At 43.4% G+C, this 16099-nt stretch carries 16 protein-coding genes and 1 pseudogene; 10 read left to right on the forward strand and 7 right to left on the reverse strand.

Going from position 1 to position 16099, the window contains the following annotated elements; all coding sequences use genetic code 11:
- Positions 1-318: 318 nt before the first annotated feature.
- From EHO57_RS18905 to EHO57_RS04185, 4 genes and pseudogenes are all read right to left on the reverse strand, one after another.
- Entirely contained in the window at positions 319-615 is a 297-nt protein-coding gene (locus tag EHO57_RS18905) for a helix-turn-helix domain-containing protein (RefSeq protein WP_246050522.1), read from the reverse strand.
- A 63-nt stretch (positions 616-678) separates the two neighbouring features.
- Positions 679-1329 (reverse strand): annotated as a pseudogene (locus EHO57_RS19050) (hypothetical protein); the annotation flags it as partial.
- On the reverse strand, positions 1274-1987 hold the full coding sequence (locus EHO57_RS04180) for an SDR family oxidoreductase (protein ID WP_135646374.1): 714 nt from the start codon (positions 1985-1987) through the stop codon (positions 1274-1276). The gene EHO57_RS04180 and the pseudogene EHO57_RS19050, both read right to left, overlap by 56 nt.
- A gap of 176 nt (positions 1988-2163) precedes the next feature.
- On the reverse strand, positions 2164-2868 hold the full coding sequence (locus EHO57_RS04185) for a DNA-3-methyladenine glycosylase I (RefSeq protein WP_135646373.1): 705 nt from the start codon (positions 2866-2868) through the stop codon (positions 2164-2166).
- Between the two features lie 420 nt (positions 2869-3288).
- Here EHO57_RS04185 and EHO57_RS04190 point away from each other — a divergent pair, with 420 nt between their 5' ends.
- Positions 3289-5607 (forward strand): sensor histidine kinase, encoded by a 2319-nt coding sequence (locus EHO57_RS04190; RefSeq protein WP_135646372.1) that lies wholly within the window; start codon positions 3289-3291, stop codon positions 5605-5607.
- A gap of 3 nt (positions 5608-5610) precedes the next feature.
- Here the strand turns inward: EHO57_RS04190 and EHO57_RS04195 are convergent, their stop codons facing one another.
- Together EHO57_RS04195 and EHO57_RS04200 are read right to left on the reverse strand one after the other, a co-directional pair.
- Positions 5611-6273: a response regulator gene (locus EHO57_RS04195; protein WP_135646371.1), complete on the reverse strand. Its 663-nt coding sequence runs from the start codon at positions 6271-6273 to the stop codon at positions 5611-5613.
- 92 nt (positions 6274-6365) lie between these two features.
- Positions 6366-7352: a hypothetical protein gene (locus tag EHO57_RS04200; RefSeq protein WP_135646370.1), complete on the reverse strand. Its 987-nt coding sequence runs from the start codon at positions 7350-7352 to the stop codon at positions 6366-6368.
- A gap of 158 nt (positions 7353-7510) precedes the next feature.
- Here EHO57_RS04200 and EHO57_RS04205 point away from each other — a divergent pair, with 158 nt between their 5' ends.
- The 7 genes from EHO57_RS04205 (at position 7511) to EHO57_RS04235 (ending at position 13577) form a co-directional block, all read left to right on the forward strand.
- A complete protein-coding gene (locus EHO57_RS04205) occupies positions 7511-7966 on the forward strand; it encodes an LIC_11090 family protein (protein WP_135646369.1) in 456 nt (151 codons plus the stop codon).
- A 237-nt stretch (positions 7967-8203) separates the two neighbouring features.
- Complete coding sequence (locus tag EHO57_RS04210; protein WP_135646368.1) at positions 8204-9577, forward strand: YncE family protein; 1374 nt, start codon at positions 8204-8206, stop codon at positions 9575-9577.
- A complete protein-coding gene (locus EHO57_RS04215; protein WP_135646367.1) occupies positions 9567-10724 on the forward strand; it encodes a transporter family protein in 1158 nt (385 codons plus the stop codon). The genes EHO57_RS04210 and EHO57_RS04215 overlap by 11 nt, the downstream gene beginning before the upstream one ends.
- Before the next feature lie 35 nt (positions 10725-10759).
- Positions 10760-11176, forward strand: a complete 417-nt coding sequence (locus EHO57_RS04220) for an LIC11213 family lipoprotein (protein WP_135646366.1) — start codon at positions 10760-10762, stop codon at positions 11174-11176.
- A gap of 228 nt (positions 11177-11404) precedes the next feature.
- Entirely contained in the window at positions 11405-11830 is a 426-nt protein-coding gene (locus tag EHO57_RS04225; RefSeq protein WP_135646365.1) for an LIC11213 family lipoprotein, read from the forward strand.
- Positions 11827-12414, forward strand: a complete 588-nt coding sequence (locus EHO57_RS04230; RefSeq protein WP_167882299.1) for a YceI family protein — start codon at positions 11827-11829, stop codon at positions 12412-12414. Before EHO57_RS04225 ends, EHO57_RS04230 begins: the two co-directional genes overlap by 4 nt.
- Positions 12411-13577: a DUF5777 family beta-barrel protein gene (locus tag EHO57_RS04235; protein ID WP_246050524.1), complete on the forward strand. Its 1167-nt coding sequence runs from the start codon at positions 12411-12413 to the stop codon at positions 13575-13577. The genes EHO57_RS04230 and EHO57_RS04235 overlap by 4 nt, the downstream gene beginning before the upstream one ends.
- Positions 13578-13587: 10 nt before the next feature.
- Here EHO57_RS04235 and EHO57_RS04240 read toward each other — a convergent pair whose 3' ends face one another.
- The gene (locus tag EHO57_RS04240; RefSeq protein ID WP_135646363.1) at positions 13588-14259 is read right to left on the reverse strand and encodes a hypothetical protein; all 672 of its coding nucleotides are present in this window, start codon (positions 14257-14259) and stop codon (positions 13588-13590) included.
- Positions 14260-14504: 245 nt separating this feature from the next.
- Between EHO57_RS04240 and EHO57_RS04245 the strand changes: the two genes are divergently transcribed.
- The gene (locus tag EHO57_RS04245; protein ID WP_135646362.1) at positions 14505-14945 is read left to right on the forward strand and encodes a carboxymuconolactone decarboxylase family protein; all 441 of its coding nucleotides are present in this window, start codon (positions 14505-14507) and stop codon (positions 14943-14945) included.
- 67 nt (positions 14946-15012) lie between these two features.
- A complete protein-coding gene (locus EHO57_RS04250) occupies positions 15013-16050 on the forward strand; it encodes a hypothetical protein (RefSeq protein ID WP_135646361.1) in 1038 nt (345 codons plus the stop codon).
- Positions 16051-16099 lie beyond the last annotated feature (49 nt).

The raw sequence follows: 16099 nt of genomic DNA on the forward strand, positions 1-16099 counted from the left end.
CTCATCACCTTACATCAATCTCAGCTAATAAAAAATTTAATTTCTCATTCGCAGTTATTAAGTTGTAAAAGAACTGATTATTTGCCTCAGCGAACCTATGTTTTTGAAGGAGAAGGTCTCCGTCTTTTGGACTCGCTTTAGCCTTGCCGGCGATCTCCCATACGGAAAAGGCCGTAAAAACCAATGTAGGGAATTGAGCCACCCGGTCAATGAAAAAGTAAAGAAAATCACTTTCATTTCTTGAAAATTTTACTGCCGAAACTTTTAAGCAAAGATAGTAATCTGCCCTTCTGCGAGCCTCTTATCGAATCGAATAACTCATCTGACTCGAATTTCTTTTTTCAAAAATTCCCCAGGCGTTACTTCGTATTGCTCCTGAAAAGCTCGTATAAAATGCGAAATATTTTCATAACCGATAGAGAGAGCAACATCCGTAACACTCGCTCCTCCGTTCTCCAACAGTTCTTTTGCTTTCTTCATCCGCTGAATGGTCAGCCATTTTTTAGGACTAAGTCCATAGATTTTTTTAAAGTCTCTCTGAAACGACGAAATGCTTCTGCCAGTAAGTATGGAATAATCTTCGATAGAGAGACGTTTATCGAAATTTTTTTCCATAAACGTTTTTAAATCCCTATGCTTGTTTTGAGTAACTTGAAAAAGCCAGTCGAAGAAGGTTCCAGTCTTATCGGAGCTTGATGCAATTTGCAAGGCCTCCAAGAGTTTGATTCTTAATAGGTCTTCTGTTCTCGGGGAAACGCTCTGAAACAACGGTTTTAAATTTTCTGCATAGAGTTTGAGCCCAGTCCCGTAATGCAGTCGAAAAATATCAGCAGGCTCTCCTGAAGAGAGACGAATTTTTTTAGTAGTTAGAAATTCCTCTATAATGGTATCCGGAAAAAAGAAAAGATAACTTTCAAAATCTCCTCCGCCTTTTACCGGAAGTAGATCCGAAATCATGTATAGATCTGGCGGCAAAAAAACCGCCTCCCCTTCTCGGATCTCGAAAAAATCTCCGTCGTAAGAAGTGACTCTTTTTGTTCCCCTACAGACGATAGTAAGCGAGGCGGCTCTAGAAAAGACCTCTTGGTCCGGCAACAGCTCTGTAACCTTTTTATATACAATTGCCGAATTACTTTTTTTCCCGAAAGCTATCGTTTCCACATTAGGCATGCTTAAAAGTATATTCGGGACGATCTTTAAAGAAGAAGGAGTCCGAGATTGAATTAAAGGTTTATCAATTTTCATTTTATCCAGACTCCCCGTTTTTCTTCCGTTACATCGAAGCGAATTGTTTTTCAATCTGTTTATGATCCTTCTTCCAAGCATCATAAACAGATTCAGACATAGGATCAGGAAAAACGTCTTCCTTTTCGGATTCCAATCCGGCGAGTATAGAATTTGCTACGTCTTTCGGACTCGTTTTTGCTATATCAACAGCTGATATCATATCCGTATCTACAGGCCCCGGAAAAACGTTCAACACTCGTATGCCTTTATCCTTTAAGGTAGCCCGCAGAGAAAGGCACATGGACCAAGCCGCGGCCTTAGATGCGTTATACACTGAAAATACGGGCATACTTGCAAAGGAAAGAATGCTTAGAATATTCACCATTGCACCACCCGTATTCTTTTCGATAATTGGTGCGAAGGCTTTGGCCATTTTCCACATTCCAAATAGATTCACCGAAAAGTTTCGCTGGAACTGTTCTTCGGACGCGTTAATAATGTCTACAAAGTCAACGACTCCTGCATTATTCACGAGTAAATTCACATCCCCTGCTTTTCCAACCAATGCATCGATTTGTTTTTGATCGGTTACATCCAATTCGACATGAATAACCCTATCGTTCATCGGTTTTTTCCCGTCCCAAGTCCGAGCAGCAGCGTAAACTTTTTTTGCACCGTTTGCCACTAGACTCTCTACGATCGCTTTTCCTATTCCTCGATTGGATCCAGTGACTAGCGCAACTGATTGATTTATTTTCATCTGTTCTCCTAATAGCAGTCGACTTATTCCTAAGAGTTAGAAAGTGAATAAGCACTACTAAATGTTCGAATAGAAATTAACTCTTATTTCTCCGTCTTGCTAACCGGAACAGGTATGAAATAGTCGAAATCGGTCAAAATAGAAAAAATATTACAAGAAAATAGGATCTCTGCGATTCACATCTCTTCTTCCGGATCAACCGAATAGTTTTCGCCGATCGAAAACGCACAAATGCGAGATAAGTGAGTATACGACAAGCCAGTCTCCTCGGCCCAAACATTGAATTGTTTTTGAATTGCGGATAGATCTTTTTTGGATTTTCCCGTGGAGGACAAAGGAAGACCTATATCACGCAAACATAATATAACATCTGAAGATAAAATAAAGGAATCCCTTCCGATAAAACGCAAGAAATACTGACCAGTGTTTCCACCCAATCTGGATCCATGTTTGGAAAGAAAATCCAAAAGCCCGATCTGATCTTGGATCGGCCAATCCGTCAGAAATTTTCCGAAACTACCATGTTCCCGGGCAATATCCACGACAAACTGTGCATTCTTTCTGACTGATGAAATCTTTTGCGCGTTGCGAATGATCTTCTCATCCGATTCTAAGGCGTCCCAAAACCGATTCGGCTGTTTAAGTAATTTTGCAGGGTCGAATCCTAAGAACGCCTCTTCGAATCCGGGCCATTTATTTTCCACAACCTTCCAAACAAAGCCGGCCGAAAAGATCCGCTTTGACATTTCGCTGAGCACTCGATCATCGGAGAGACGAGCGAGTTTGCTTTTAGGACTTACTTTGGGAAGAAGGGATTGTAGAACCTTCTCCCCGCCTTTTCTTTTGGCTGCTCGTTTTTGGATCTTGTCAAAAGAGATCATTCATACTCCTAAACACAAACGATACGTTCATAAAAGAAGATATCAGTGAAAAGAATGAATTTCCTTAGTAAAGGAAAAATCAAATTTGATCTGCCTTTCAAAGATGAACTTTAAGATTCTTCAATATTGCTGCCATTATGCTACTCACATACTTGCAAGAATGCTTGGCCGCCAAAAGTATAAGAATGAGAATATGAGTTCCTACAAGTTGACATGAGAAGTTCCTACAGGAACGGAGGAGGGAAAATTTTCCCCTTGCAAAGAATGTGATTTTGTGATATAGCAAGCGCTTGCTCCCACGGGCCACTCCCCCCACCCAAGCCCCGGGTGGGGGCGCCCTTTATCTCGCCTAACAAAGAGTTCCCACACTCTTTTGGAATTGACCTTCTCGCCGAGTCTTCTACTTTTTCATGTACTCGTATGCCGAAGAAAAAACTTTCGGGGTTCCTATTTCTCTTGGTCTTACTGAGTTGTAATACATCTCGGAGCGAACACCAAACCCCATCCGCAATAAACGGGACCTTAGACCTCAGAAACTGGGACTTCTCCAGCGAAAAGATCCCTTCGCTCTCTGGCGAATGGCGTTTCTATTGGAAAGAATTTCTGCCCAAAAATTCAGAAGAAGGCTCCGCCCCTATCTTAGTAAATGCACCGAGCGTTTGGAACTCCATCCAAGTAGAAGGACAAGAAATCGGCTCCCATGGATTCGCCACATATCGACTGCAAATCCTATTACCCGAATCGGCGGATCCATTTTACCTTAGAATCCCCGACCAAGGAACCGCATACGAACTCCATGCGAATGGAAAACTACTTACGAGTGCGGGCAAGGTAGGAAAAACCAAATCGGAAACAATCCCGAACTTCAAACATCATATCGCAGAGCTACCCAAATCCCAGGCCGTGGATATGATCCTATATATATCAAATTTTCATAATAGATGGGGAGGCTATTGGTATCCGATCCAGATCGGGACATTCGATACGATACTCTCGGCAAAAGAACGCGCCTCTATACTGACCTTCATATTAGCCACTGCGGAAGGGGTCATGGCTATCTTTAATTTTGTCTTATTCTCATTCAGAAAAAAAGACAGAAGTCCCCTCTTTTTAGGAATACATAGTGCCTTGATCTTTATCCGAACCCTGACATCGGACACTCGAGCCAGTTATGATCTATTTCCTTATTTGCCTTGGGAATTCCTATATAGATTAGAATATCTGTCTATTTATCTTACGAGCCCTTGTTTACTAGCGTTCATGAATGAGACGGTTCGTTCCGTTTTTTGGAAGAAATACGGTCAGTACATAATGCTGCCATATTATGCCTCTTCTTTACTTGTGATCTTTTCTCCGAATCAAATATTTACCCTGACCTTAGTTCCATTAGAGATCTATAATTTTCTAATCCCGGCCCCATTGTGGCTATTTCTTTTGGTCAAATCGGTTTGGTCGAAGACGGAAGATGCCGCTCTACTCCTCATCGGATTCGCAGGCGTAAACATCACCATAATAAACGATATATTATACCAGCACTATATAGTGAACACGGGTTATACGATCCCATACGGAGAATTAATCCTACTATTTACTTACTCAACTGTGGTCGCTAAAAAATCTTCTCTCTCCTTTGTCCGATCCGAAGGCTTATCTGAGAGATTGAAAATCCTGATCTCCTCCACACAAAGGATCATGTTATCTACTTCAGTTCAGTCTGCTTCTCAAGTTGCTTTAAATGATCTAAGCCTTTTTCTAGGATTTCTTCCTGATCATGCTTCTATGTATTTTCCGGAGAAGGACTCGTCCTCTTGGAAACGTTTTTTATTCCGGGAAGAAGCTGACCAAATAGAAGAAGGAAGATCAGAAGGTCCATTAAGTCCTCTATCAGAATCGGTTTTATCTTCTGTAGCATCGCCCAGCTTTATAGAGGATCGGATCATTCTTCCCATCAAAAGGGACGAGAGGACCTTCGCTCTCTTAGAGCTACCGATCCGAAATTCGGATTACTTAAGCAAAGAAGCGGATCTGATCGAAGGGATCTCCTATGCTTTAGCCTTATCCATCCAGAATTTGATCCGCTTAGACAGAGAAAAGTTAGCCGTAATCGGAGAACTTGCCGCTCAGATCGTGCACGATATAGGTCACCACACATTCCTACTTCAAAATCTTCTTAACAATATCATCCAAAACGCAGCCCAAAATCCAAGAGCAATGCTCGATCAGGCCAAAAGAGAAACGGATGCTTTGACGAATCTCTCGGTGGATATCCTAGAATTCGCAAAGAACAAGATCCTATTAGAATTGAAAGAAGTGAATTTGGAAGAATTCCTTTCCGAGATCAAGAAGGATCTAGAGTTATTCTTTCAAGAGAAGAATATAGATCTACTGATTCAATCCGATCCTATCGAGAAGATCTGGATCGATCCGATGAGGATCCGAAGAATGATCTTGAACCTCGCAAAGAATGCCGACGAGGCTATGGGAGGAAAAGGGATCTTTTCGATCCGAGTCGCAAAAGAATCCGGTTGTATCTACATGATCTTCGAAGATAACGGTCCCGGGATCAGCGAAGAAGCAAAACTTTCTCTATATGAACCATTGCTGAAAAGTAAAAAGCCGAAGGGAGCTGGCTTAGGTCTTTCTATCGTTCGAAAGATCGTGCTCGCGCATGGAGGAGAGATCCTAGTGGATTCGGAACCTGGAAAAGGCAGTAGGTTCACGGTCCTTCTACCCGAATAGGGATCAGTAGATTATGCCCTGGTTTATAGAAAGGCCACTCTCCCTTAAGCGAATAATGATCTGACCCAACTCCACTGCATTTTTGATCTGCAATTTTCTCATGATCTCACCTCGATGAGACTCTACAGTGCGAATGCTGATCCCAAACTCCTCGCCGATCTCTCGATTCATTTTTCCATTTGCGAGAAGTTCCAGGATCTCCAGTTCTCTTTTGGTCAGTAATTTTATCTTTCCATGCACATTTGCGAGAAAATCACTTTTAGGAACCAAAGGCTCGGCTTGATTCGGAAATACCTTCTCTCCATTTAATACTTTCTTAATGGACTCGAGAATATTCTGCATGGACTCGGATTTTAGGATATACCCTTCCGCTCCGGACTGAAACGCTTTTTGCAAGTAGGCCCAGTCACGATGCATGGTCAGAAAGATCACTTTTAATTCGGAAAACTTCCTCTTGATCGAATCTAATTCCTCAATCCCATTTTCGTCGGAGAGAGAAATATCGCAGACCATCAAGTCAGCCTTCTTAAAATCCATAGATCGTATAGCTGCTTGGATAGAACCTGCTTCGCCTACAAAAACCAAACTAGGATCGTTCTGGATCTCCACGCGGAGTCCAGTGCGGATCAAAGGATGATCGTCTACTATAAAGATCCTATTTTTCAACTCTTACTTCCGAATCGATATGTTTCGAATTTCAAATGATAAACAAACCTTGGACCTCTTAACCCAGAAAGGAAAGAAGAAAATCCTATCTTTCAATTATCCTGAAAGATTGCGTCTTCCACATTATAAGATCCGAAGCCAGGTAAAGTACAGGTCCCTTCTGCGTAGCCAACGTCGAAACCGAAGCCGGTTGAATCTATATAATAGCTTCTAGTAACAATCCCGCCGGAGGTTGGATACGTACAACGCCCCGTTCTAGTTCGATCAGGCACAGCATTATTCTGATCAAAACAATTATGATTACTAGGAGTGCTAGCTCCCGACATGAAATCATAACAACGATAATACGTCATTATCTCATTCGTCGTATGAACTCCGGCTATAATTCCGTCCGCTATCTGAATCACATTCTTCGTTCTCAAACCCGAAACATATCGGATCTCTATGATATGTTGCCCGGTAGAGGAAATGTTATATTTCTTAAATTCCGTATCCGAAGCGGAACTCTGCGCAATCGCAACAGGACTGGAGTTCGCATTGTCAAGGTAATATAAGTCTACGTTAGTAAACGAATATCCGAACACATTGAAAAGATGGTCTCCTGAAACACTAGAAGTAAACGAGTAGAAATTACTAATATCGGAAGAAGAGATAAAATTGCTATAACCATGAGGTTGCCCGATCGGGATCTCCACGAGAGAACGATACCGGACCGTCTTCGTCATAAAAGGTGTGCCGTTCTGTAATACGATCATGGTCGCATTCTTATTTTGGTTCACTCCTGGAAGTGTGGGCATCGTAAATTGCAAAGTAGTCGGATCGTTGAATGCTAAACCGGTAGCCGCTACGCCATCTATGCTGATCGAATAATCGGATGCAGTGCCAGTGAAATTGTCGTCCGTTATCGTATTTGCAGATCCCGGAAAACCTAACGTAAAGTACAGATCGGCAGGAGGATCCAACTGGGAAAGAGTCAGAGCAAACAGTATGCTATTGGAACTACTCCCTCCTCCGGTGCAAAAAGTGAGCGAGAGCACCATTGATACGAACAAAGTGAATATTTGCTTTTTCTGTTTCATATAATTTCAAATCCAAACTGCTTTAATTGGCGAATTATATGTGAAATAATCTTTCTTGTATATGAGCGGAAGTACGCGCAAATAGGAGCGAATTCCGTATTTATACGGATCGCCTTATTCGAATTGACCCTCATTAAAATCGTCAGAACGTTGGTCGTATGGCACTCTCGATCCTGAATCGGGTCTTTATTCTGGTCCTTACCCTTCTATTCGGTGCCCAATCTGTTCATTCTGCCTTCTTAGCTGTGGATCTGGAAAATATGATCTGCACTTGCAATCATGGTTCTACTCAGGAAAATCATTCAGCAAGTCCTGAAGATGCTTTTTTCAAGAAGGAGGGAGATTCTAAGTTAAGTCATTCTTCTTCTATTCATAAAGCTTCTAAACTGCCGAGTTGTCATTCTTCTACGGATAAAACGGATGTTCATACCTGCCCTTGCAAAAAACACGATAAATCCTCTCGCGCAAGGATCTCCAGCTCCACGTATATTAAAGAAATTGTATATTTGAGATTAAACCCGGATTATTCCGAGTCGGACCCATTTATAGATGCAAATTCCTCTTTAGCAAAAGGCTATCTTCCGAAATTCCTCAAACCACCCAAGACAAACTAACTCAGGCTAAAACTAGGATCCTTCCAAGATCCCAGTGAGGCTGGCGATTTACTTTCGCTTTTAGTTCCTTATGGATCCAGCCTCCGGCAAAGAATACCTACGGATCTTCGCTGAACCGACTGTTCCTTTGGGCCCGTTACAATAACGGACCGCTCTAGGTTCTTGCAAGTCCCCGATTCGATGCCTAGCCATATACCGGAACGAATTCGCAAAGAATGAAATACTCTGGTGAATATTATGTTAGTCAAACGGACGATTGTCTGTATTACATTTTTATTATTCATATCGAACTGCACCCTTTCCAAGGACGAAGGCTATAATCAAGGCGTAATGGCCTTGAATCTGTTTGCCGCGACACAAACCCAGGCAATCGCCTATGTCTCCAATGCGGGAAGCAGTTTCGGTGTAAATGCGTTAAGCACTACATTCGCAGGGGCGATGAATGTTTACGACCCTATCCAATCCTTAGGAATACCTACTGGTATACTCGCGACGGACGTGAGTTCGGGGCATATCCTTACTTCTATTCCCGGCAGCAATCGAGTGCAGGTCCTGGATGTTCGGAAATCGAACCCTATATTAAAAACCCTGAATGTAGGAACGAATCCTGGAATGCTTTTTGTAGATCCTGCGAATACCGACCACAACTGGTTGATGAACGACGGGGATGGGACGGGAGCAGATCCTATTCTCTGTCCAAGCCAGCCTACAAAAGGATCCTTTACCGTGATCCACGATAGTCCGGATCCTGTGATCCTAGCAAGCATCCATACTTCGATTTGCATCGGTTTGGGCCCCCACTCCGCGGCTTCTCAGACCAAGGCGCCATTTCTTGCAATGATCACGAACCAAGGTGATAACACGATCAGCGTTGTAGATAACGACGAAGATTCTCCTACATTCTTAAGTTCGAGCCTTCTGAATACGATCTCTCTCTCCAGCACCCCGAACGGTATCGTTTATTCCAAGTATACAAATAAGTTTTACACTTACTTAGCATCCGGTTCGGGTAGTATCGCAGTGATCGATCCGACAGGCAACGGGAATACCGGTGCATTGGGAACGAGCATAAGCAATGTAGGGACAAAGTATTCAGTACTTAAGATCGACTCTTCAGGACGTTATCTGCTCCTTTCCGGGACGGATACTTCCACATCTCCGAACAAGGGATTATTACTTGGGATCGATCTGCATACTGGGACTTTAGGGAATCCGATCTCGGTCTCGAACTCCGGGTTTTCAGATATCCAAGAGACTCCGGACGGCAAACGACTGTTAGTTGCTTCTGCTTCTACGGATCCAAGCACTACGACGGATCAACTTTATGTATATAGTATTCAGAACCTACCGGATCTAAATCTGGTCAAAAGCGTTTCGGTTGGGAGCACAAATCAGCCCTATCGTACCTTCTCTTTGAATTCTTCGGGAACTTCTCTATTAGGAGTCTTTGTCCCGAATTATACGGATGGTACGATTACTGTTCTAAGCCCAGGTTTGGATCCGATCCAAACCTTTACTGTGGGAGGAAATCCTACCTATACAACCGTATATTCGATGGGCGGTGGCTCTTCCATGGGCCACATGCATATGGGGGGAATGAATGGAATGTAGAAGATTCTTTCTAACATTCTTTCTTCTTCTCTGTATGCTCCAAACTCCACTCTTCTCTCAGGGAGGGATCTTCGATTCTCCTTCCGAGCCGGAAAAACCGAAAGAAGAAGAGAAGGATCACAAATCCCATAAGGGTTCTGACAAGGAAGCACATAAGGATGATCACTTACTGGAATCTCCCGCAGGTTTAATGGGAACCCATATTCACGAACCCGGGAAGATAATGGTAGAATATCGTTATATGCTAATGGGTATGCAGGGATTATACAACGGAGGCCAGACGATCAGTCCCATGCTTCCACTGAATGTCCCCCATACGACAGGAGTAAACGGCGGGACTGGAGGAATCTCCGGTTCCGGCACATACATGATGGTGCCTCAGAGAATGATGATGGAAATGCAAATGGCGAATGTAATGGCTTCTATCACCGAGAACCTTTCGGTGATGGTAATGATCCCTTATGTCCGCAATAGCATGGAAATGTTGAACGGAGGAACATACTTGAAGTCCTACATGAGTTCTAAAGGGATCGGAGATATACAAGGACAACTAACGTATAGATTCGTAAAAATGGAACATCATAATCTTTTGGTGAACTTCGGGCTTAGTCTTCCGACCGGTTCCGTTGACCAAAGGGATTCCATGGGATTGAGTATGGGAATGATCCAGGCCAAGGTTCCTTATAATATGCAGCCCGGAACTAGGACTTATAATCCGACTCCCGGACTCACTTATACCGGCAACTCGGGCGGATTCTTCTGGGGTTCGCAATTCTCGGCGAATCTTCGTTATGGAAAGAATGATAACGGATATAGATTCGGAAATCGATACGAGACATCTATCTGGGTTGGATTCAAGATCTTAGATTGGATGTCCCTTCTCGGAAGAATTCAATACCAGAAATGGGACAATATCACAGGCGTTGACAAGTCGTTGGATCAAACCATGGATCCTCAAAACGATCCGAACTTGCAAGGAGGAAGAAGAGGTCTCGCATTTGCGGGAATGAATATTAAACTTCCTTTTAGTTCAGGAACGGAAACTAGGATCAATTTGGAATACGGAACCCCGTTCTACCAACATCTGAACGGGCCTCAACTCGGAACAAAGTCCGTCTTTAATGTGACGGCCCAATTGGTCTTCTAATCAAGGAGAATATCGTGGAGGAAATAGCAAAGAAAATGAAGAAGAAAGATTTCGTTCGATATGCAATGATCGTATTGCTTCTATTTCAATCCTTCCTTTCCACGAACTGCGAGAACTCCGGTGCGGATCAAAAAAGGGATCCGCACCTTTTTAGCCTACTTGCCTCTTCTTCAGTGACGTACGTTTGTGCAGATCCTCAGCCAACGTTTGCCAGCCTAAACCAACAAGGGGCAATCGTCTCTAGTTGCGGAAGTTGTCATTCAGGCGGCACGATTAACGGTGGAGTGGATATCACTAGTTACTCCTCTGTCCGATCCCAGACTGTCTCCGGAAACGCAAGCATGAGCGTTCTTTATAGGGTATTACTTCCCGGCAATATAATGTCTGCTTATACTACCTCAGCTTTGAATCAAGCCGTGTATTGCTGGATCCAAGGAGGAAGCAATCCATGAGCTCCTTGACACATTCTTCGTTCCTCAAAACCAAAGATAGTTTTGATGGAAAAGCACACAGAAATGTAATATATACTGCGTTCATTTCCCAAAGGATATTACCCATTCTTACAACAACTTCCTACGGTAAATTCCATTGAAAGCTCCCAAACTTTGTTTCTTACTCAAAAGGCCCGCTTGCGGGCTTAAGGAGAATTACTGTCCTTCTCCGAGGACAGGAAACATGAAATGAACAGAAAATACTTTGGAACTCAATCCCTTCCCAAACAAGCAAGATACGGCATCTTCGCCTTACTATTGGCTTTTAGCTCTGCGTCATCTTTCTTCTGTGAGAATTCTAGTAAGAAACCGGACCCCGCTTTCAATTTGGTTACGGCAAATATGACGCTTCCGACTTACACTTGTACTTCAGTACCTTCGTTTGCGGATCTGACTTCCACTCCCGGCTTTAGCAGTTGCCAAGGTTGTCACGGCGCTTCAGCTCATGGAGGAGTGAATTTAACCGATTATAATTCCACCAAGGCAGATACGGTTCCCGGCCAACCTCATCAAAGTCGTCTCTTTCAAACTCTCTTCGGCATCATGGCAGGATACACAAATAACTCGGTGAAGCAAGCAGTGTATTGTTGGATACAAGGAGGTTCTTCTCCGTGAATAAAAGTTTTTATCTCTTTCCGATCGGGAGTCGAAGTGTTCTGCTTTGCTCGGTCATTCTACTCTTCTCCGGGCCGATACTTGCCGCTCCCTTGGAATTTCCTGGAACCAAACAAAGGATCATTCAAGGAAAGACGATTTTCAGAAGCGTTGCTCCTCAAGAAGAGATCTATGGAAGAGGAGATAACGTATCAGGAGAAGTAGACCCGGTCTCTAAATCTGTTCATGTTAGGATCGATCTAGGAGATCTTTCCACTGGGAACCGGCTCCGGGATTCCCATATGCATGATAATTATCTAGAGACAACTCTCTTCCCTTTTGCGTCCTTTACGGGAAAGATAGATTCTTATGATCCTGCTTCCGGTAAGACGAAACTTTCAGGGAGTCTCGTGTTACACGGACAAACTAAGGAAAATTTTATAATCGAAGGAACTCTTTCCTCCGAAGGGAATTCTCTTCGATTCGTATCCTCATTTGCGATTTTCTTAAAGGACTTTCACATCGAGATTCCAAGTCTTCTTATATTGAAACTAAACGAAAAAATTGAGATTAAAACGGACTTTCTCCTAGAAACCATTAAATGAAATCGGAACGAACACGCTTATTCACTCTTTTATCCTGTATCTTATTCTTACTGTCGGGATTTCGATCCGTCTTCCCTGTAGGCTCGACGTTCATGAGCCCTACCCTGATCAATATGCCCTCTACGGAAAATGTGGGCTATAAGAATCTGGACCTAAGGTTCAATCATAGATTCGGGGACGCGCAGAACGGTTTTAAGGATCTGTTCGGACTGGATTCGGGAGCAAACATCCTGATCGGAGGGGATTACGGGATCACCGAGAAGATCTCTGTAGGATTTGCCAGGATCTCCGACAATAAGACCTACGAATTCAGAACGAAGGCAAGGCTCTTTACACAATCGGAGAGCTTTCCTTTTACGGTTTCCTTTTGGGGAGTGGCTTCTCAGGATACTGATAGACAAGTGGTCCCACTTACTCCGAATATCCAAGTGCCAAGTACCGGAATGGCCGCAGTGGATTCCAAACTACAGCAAGACCTGAACCAATATGTTCTGAGCGACAATGATAAGCGAAGTTATATGGCGTCTCTACTCATCTCCAGAAAGGTAAACCAATACTTTTCCTTGCAGATCTCTCCTACTTTCGTTCATAGGAATTTCGTCAAATCCACTCTGGACAACGATCGCTGGGGAATAGATGTAGGGGGAAGACTGAAGCTATTCAGAAGAGTGGACTTCACATTCGAAGCGATCTTTACGAAACAAAGGGATTATATAGGAACAGATTACGCTTCCGCAGATAGACAATCTAAGATAGACGGATTCCAAACATTGACTGGGGACCAGATCAACTCGAATTATTCCTTACCGAAGGACCTTGCCGCAGTATATTTTCAAAACGTAATATTAGATAAACCCGTTCCACATTATTCCGTTCCTCTCAGCTTCGGCGTGGATTTTGAGACGGGAGGACATGTTTTCCAACTTTTCATCACGGACACCAGAACTCTTTCCCAAACCAAGCTACTGAACGGCGGCGACTTCGATTTCAACAAGAGACAATATTCCGTGGGATTCAATATCCACAGAAACTTCTCCTTTGATGAGGATAGCAAGAAGAGAGAGTGGGATAGCCCTAAAAAAGAAGAAGACACACAGAAGAAGGAACCTTCCCCTCCTATCCAAGAAAATCCGTCGGATAAAAAAGAGGAGAAGGAGCCTTAAATTCTAGATCTTATTCGCAGAGTTGCAAGGTGCCACCGGGATAATGAAAGCTAACGTCAGTACTACCACCGTCCGAAACCTCGTTTATCCATCCGTTGGCATCGTAAAACATAACGGAATCACTAAAGATCGCACTTGGTAAGGTAGGGCTATAATTATATTGGTAAGCAATACTTCCTCCACCACTGATATCCAGAGGGAACCCATTTATATCGTAATTTGAAAAAGTGATAGTTCCACCTCCCACTACATCCGTCGATGAAAGAAGCTGATGAAAAGAATCGTATGTAAATGTATAATCGTCATTCACAATCGAAGGATTTGCAGAAGGATGTGATTTGAGTTCTAGCAACCCCCTTTGCGCGACTTGAACGCCGAAACCAAAGGCCACGGAAGGAGGATCGATCACCCCCAAGCTTACTGCGCTTACCGATTCGTATGTTCTGCTCCACACTCGATCGTCATCAATATTGAGACAATTGTATTTAGTACCGGATACCGAACAATGAAATTCGTCAGTATCGTAACCCGATATTTCATCGTGATATATAATGATCCTCGGAACTGAGATACATTTCCTTGCAGCAAGTATGGCGAGGACTGAAGAGTTAGAATCTCCTCCGCCTTGGCAGTTTATCAAGATGGAAAGGGCAAGAAAGAGAGGCAGGGCATTGATTTTCATGATTGGTTTTCCTATATGAGCGAGAAAATTTTTTCGCTATGTAGGTGAATGCTATCATACGCACAAATTAGGGACAATATCGGGAAACACCTAAGCACCAATCCCCCTTCCGTAGAACTACGGAAGGATCAAAAATAAAAAACTTCTTCTCCGATACTGTAGGAACTCCCACATTCCGTCACAAACATTTCCGTTTCTGTCACAAACCAAATCCGCTCTCGTCTTCCTTTTAAAAGAGGAAATCAATGAGCACCAGATTTAACTATGCTAAAGTCTATCCACAAGTTCTAGAGAAAATGCTTGAGATGGAGAAATTCGCTAAGAGCACAGGGATCGAGCCTAAACTCTATGAGCTGATCAAGATCCGAGCCTCTCAGATCAACGGCTGCGCCTATTGCATAAATATGCACAGCGCGGACAGCAGAGCCTTAGGCGAAGAAGAAAGAAGGATCTATCTTCTAAATGCATGGAGAGAAACAACGTATTACACCGAGAAAGAAAAGGCCGCCTTGGAATTGACAGAGTATGTAACTCAGATCTCTAAAGCAGGAGTTCCGGATGAGGTATATGATCGGGTCCGAGCTCAATTCGACGAAAAGGAAACGATCGGACTCGTGATCGTGATCAATACGATCAATTCTTGGAATCGGATCGCAATCTCTACGAAGATGATGCCTCCGGCATAAAAAAGTTCGTCCCTGTTTGGGAACACATACGTACCTCTTTCAAACGACTTCAAAGTCGGAGGCAAGTATGAAAACGAAAACAATTCTAATTATAGTTTCTATCTCCATGATTCTTCCTTTCTTGGGAAATTGTGGAGGTGGATCCTCCAGCGGAAACTCTTCCACTGCTACCCTACTCTCTCTTGCAAGTTTGGAAAACGATCCGGTCGCTGACGCGTCCAGCTCCGGAATAGATTCCGTTATGGAATCAATGGAGACATTGACCATAGAGAATGCTCAAGTCGCAAAACTATATCATCCTCAACCCCCAAAACAACTCGCACTTTCGGACCGGATCGTCGAGTTTCTATTCCCTTCTTTGGAAGCATTGGATTCCACGATCTATTGCCTTGGTGGAGGAAGTTATACTCGCACGGTAACTTCGGGCACGGACTTTTATGATGGACCTTCCGCCAGCTTCTCCGTAACAAGATCCTTAAACTCCTGCAAATTCCTTCCTTTTGGAGCTTCGTATCACAACGGAGACACTCAAGTGTACTGGAATAATCTGTCGGCTAGCGCTCCTTATATCCAAGCGGGCACTCAATTGCGGATCGCACCCAATCGTTCCATCACAAATACGAGAAGGGTAAATAAGACTTTCACCATTATCGGGAACGGTTCCACAATTCCTTCTCCCGGAAACCAAGACATCGGGCTCTCAGTAGATTGGAGCTCCGCTTCTAGTTCAGGCTCTTCTTACACTCTTTCTATAAACGAGACTAGAGGAGTTAAGAATGATGAAGGCACCGATATAGTGCGCCATGTGGTCACAACTCCTAGCAGTCTCTCCATTACAACGGACAAGAATGCGGGAACAAGAGTAGTAGATGGAACCGTTAAGGTCGATCATCAGATTGCAGGATTCATAGTCACTCTTACATTCAATAGCGCTACTTGGAATTATACGAATTGTCTCCCAGTGTCCGGAGATATTTCTCTCACTGTGACCGGAACAAAGACTGCAACAGGAAGCATTGCTCTTAGCACAGGTTCTCTTTCCTATGAGTACAGCGGTCCGAGAAGAAATAGTTCAGGAACGATAGATCCCGGCGGATGCCAATGATTTAGGAAATAAAAAAAGGAGTCGGAGAAAATAAGATTGAATGGGTTTG

Origin of the sequence: Leptospira langatensis (assembly GCF_004770615.1) — a bacterium.
In the GTDB taxonomy this organism is placed as follows: Bacteria; Spirochaetota; Leptospiria; order Leptospirales; family Leptospiraceae; genus Leptospira_B; species Leptospira_B langatensis.

Excerpts from the sequence above, each read along its gene's own strand:
- EHO57_RS04240 (WP_135646363.1), bottom strand. The coding sequence starts at position 14,259 with ATGAAAATCAATGCCCTGCCTCTCTTTCTTGCCCTTTCCATCTTGATA.
- EHO57_RS18905 (WP_246050522.1), bottom strand. The coding sequence starts at position 615 with ATGGAAAAAAATTTCGATAAACGTCTCTCTATCGAAGATTATTCCATA.
- EHO57_RS04205 (WP_135646369.1), top strand. The coding sequence starts at position 7,511 with ATGGCACTCTCGATCCTGAATCGGGTCTTTATTCTGGTCCTTACCCTT.
- EHO57_RS04185 (WP_135646373.1), bottom strand. The coding sequence starts at position 2,868 with ATGATCTCTTTTGACAAGATCCAAAAACGAGCAGCCAAAAGAAAAGGC.
- EHO57_RS04215 (WP_135646367.1), top strand. The coding sequence starts at position 9,567 with ATGGAATGTAGAAGATTCTTTCTAACATTCTTTCTTCTTCTCTGTATG.
- EHO57_RS04220 (WP_135646366.1), top strand. The coding sequence starts at position 10,760 with ATGAAGAAGAAAGATTTCGTTCGATATGCAATGATCGTATTGCTTCTA.
- EHO57_RS04180 (WP_135646374.1), bottom strand. The coding sequence starts at position 1,987 with ATGAAAATAAATCAATCAGTTGCGCTAGTCACTGGATCCAATCGAGGA.
- EHO57_RS04250 (WP_135646361.1), top strand. The coding sequence starts at position 15,013 with ATGAAAACGAAAACAATTCTAATTATAGTTTCTATCTCCATGATTCTT.
- EHO57_RS04245 (WP_135646362.1), top strand. The coding sequence starts at position 14,505 with ATGAGCACCAGATTTAACTATGCTAAAGTCTATCCACAAGTTCTAGAG.
- EHO57_RS04210 (WP_135646368.1), top strand. The coding sequence starts at position 8,204 with ATGTTAGTCAAACGGACGATTGTCTGTATTACATTTTTATTATTCATA.
- EHO57_RS04235 (WP_246050524.1), top strand. The coding sequence starts at position 12,411 with ATGAAATCGGAACGAACACGCTTATTCACTCTTTTATCCTGTATCTTA.
- EHO57_RS04200 (WP_135646370.1), bottom strand. The coding sequence starts at position 7,352 with ATGAAACAGAAAAAGCAAATATTCACTTTGTTCGTATCAATGGTGCTC.
- EHO57_RS04190 (WP_135646372.1), top strand. The coding sequence starts at position 3,289 with ATGCCGAAGAAAAAACTTTCGGGGTTCCTATTTCTCTTGGTCTTACTG.
- EHO57_RS04225 (WP_135646365.1), top strand. The coding sequence starts at position 11,405 with ATGAACAGAAAATACTTTGGAACTCAATCCCTTCCCAAACAAGCAAGA.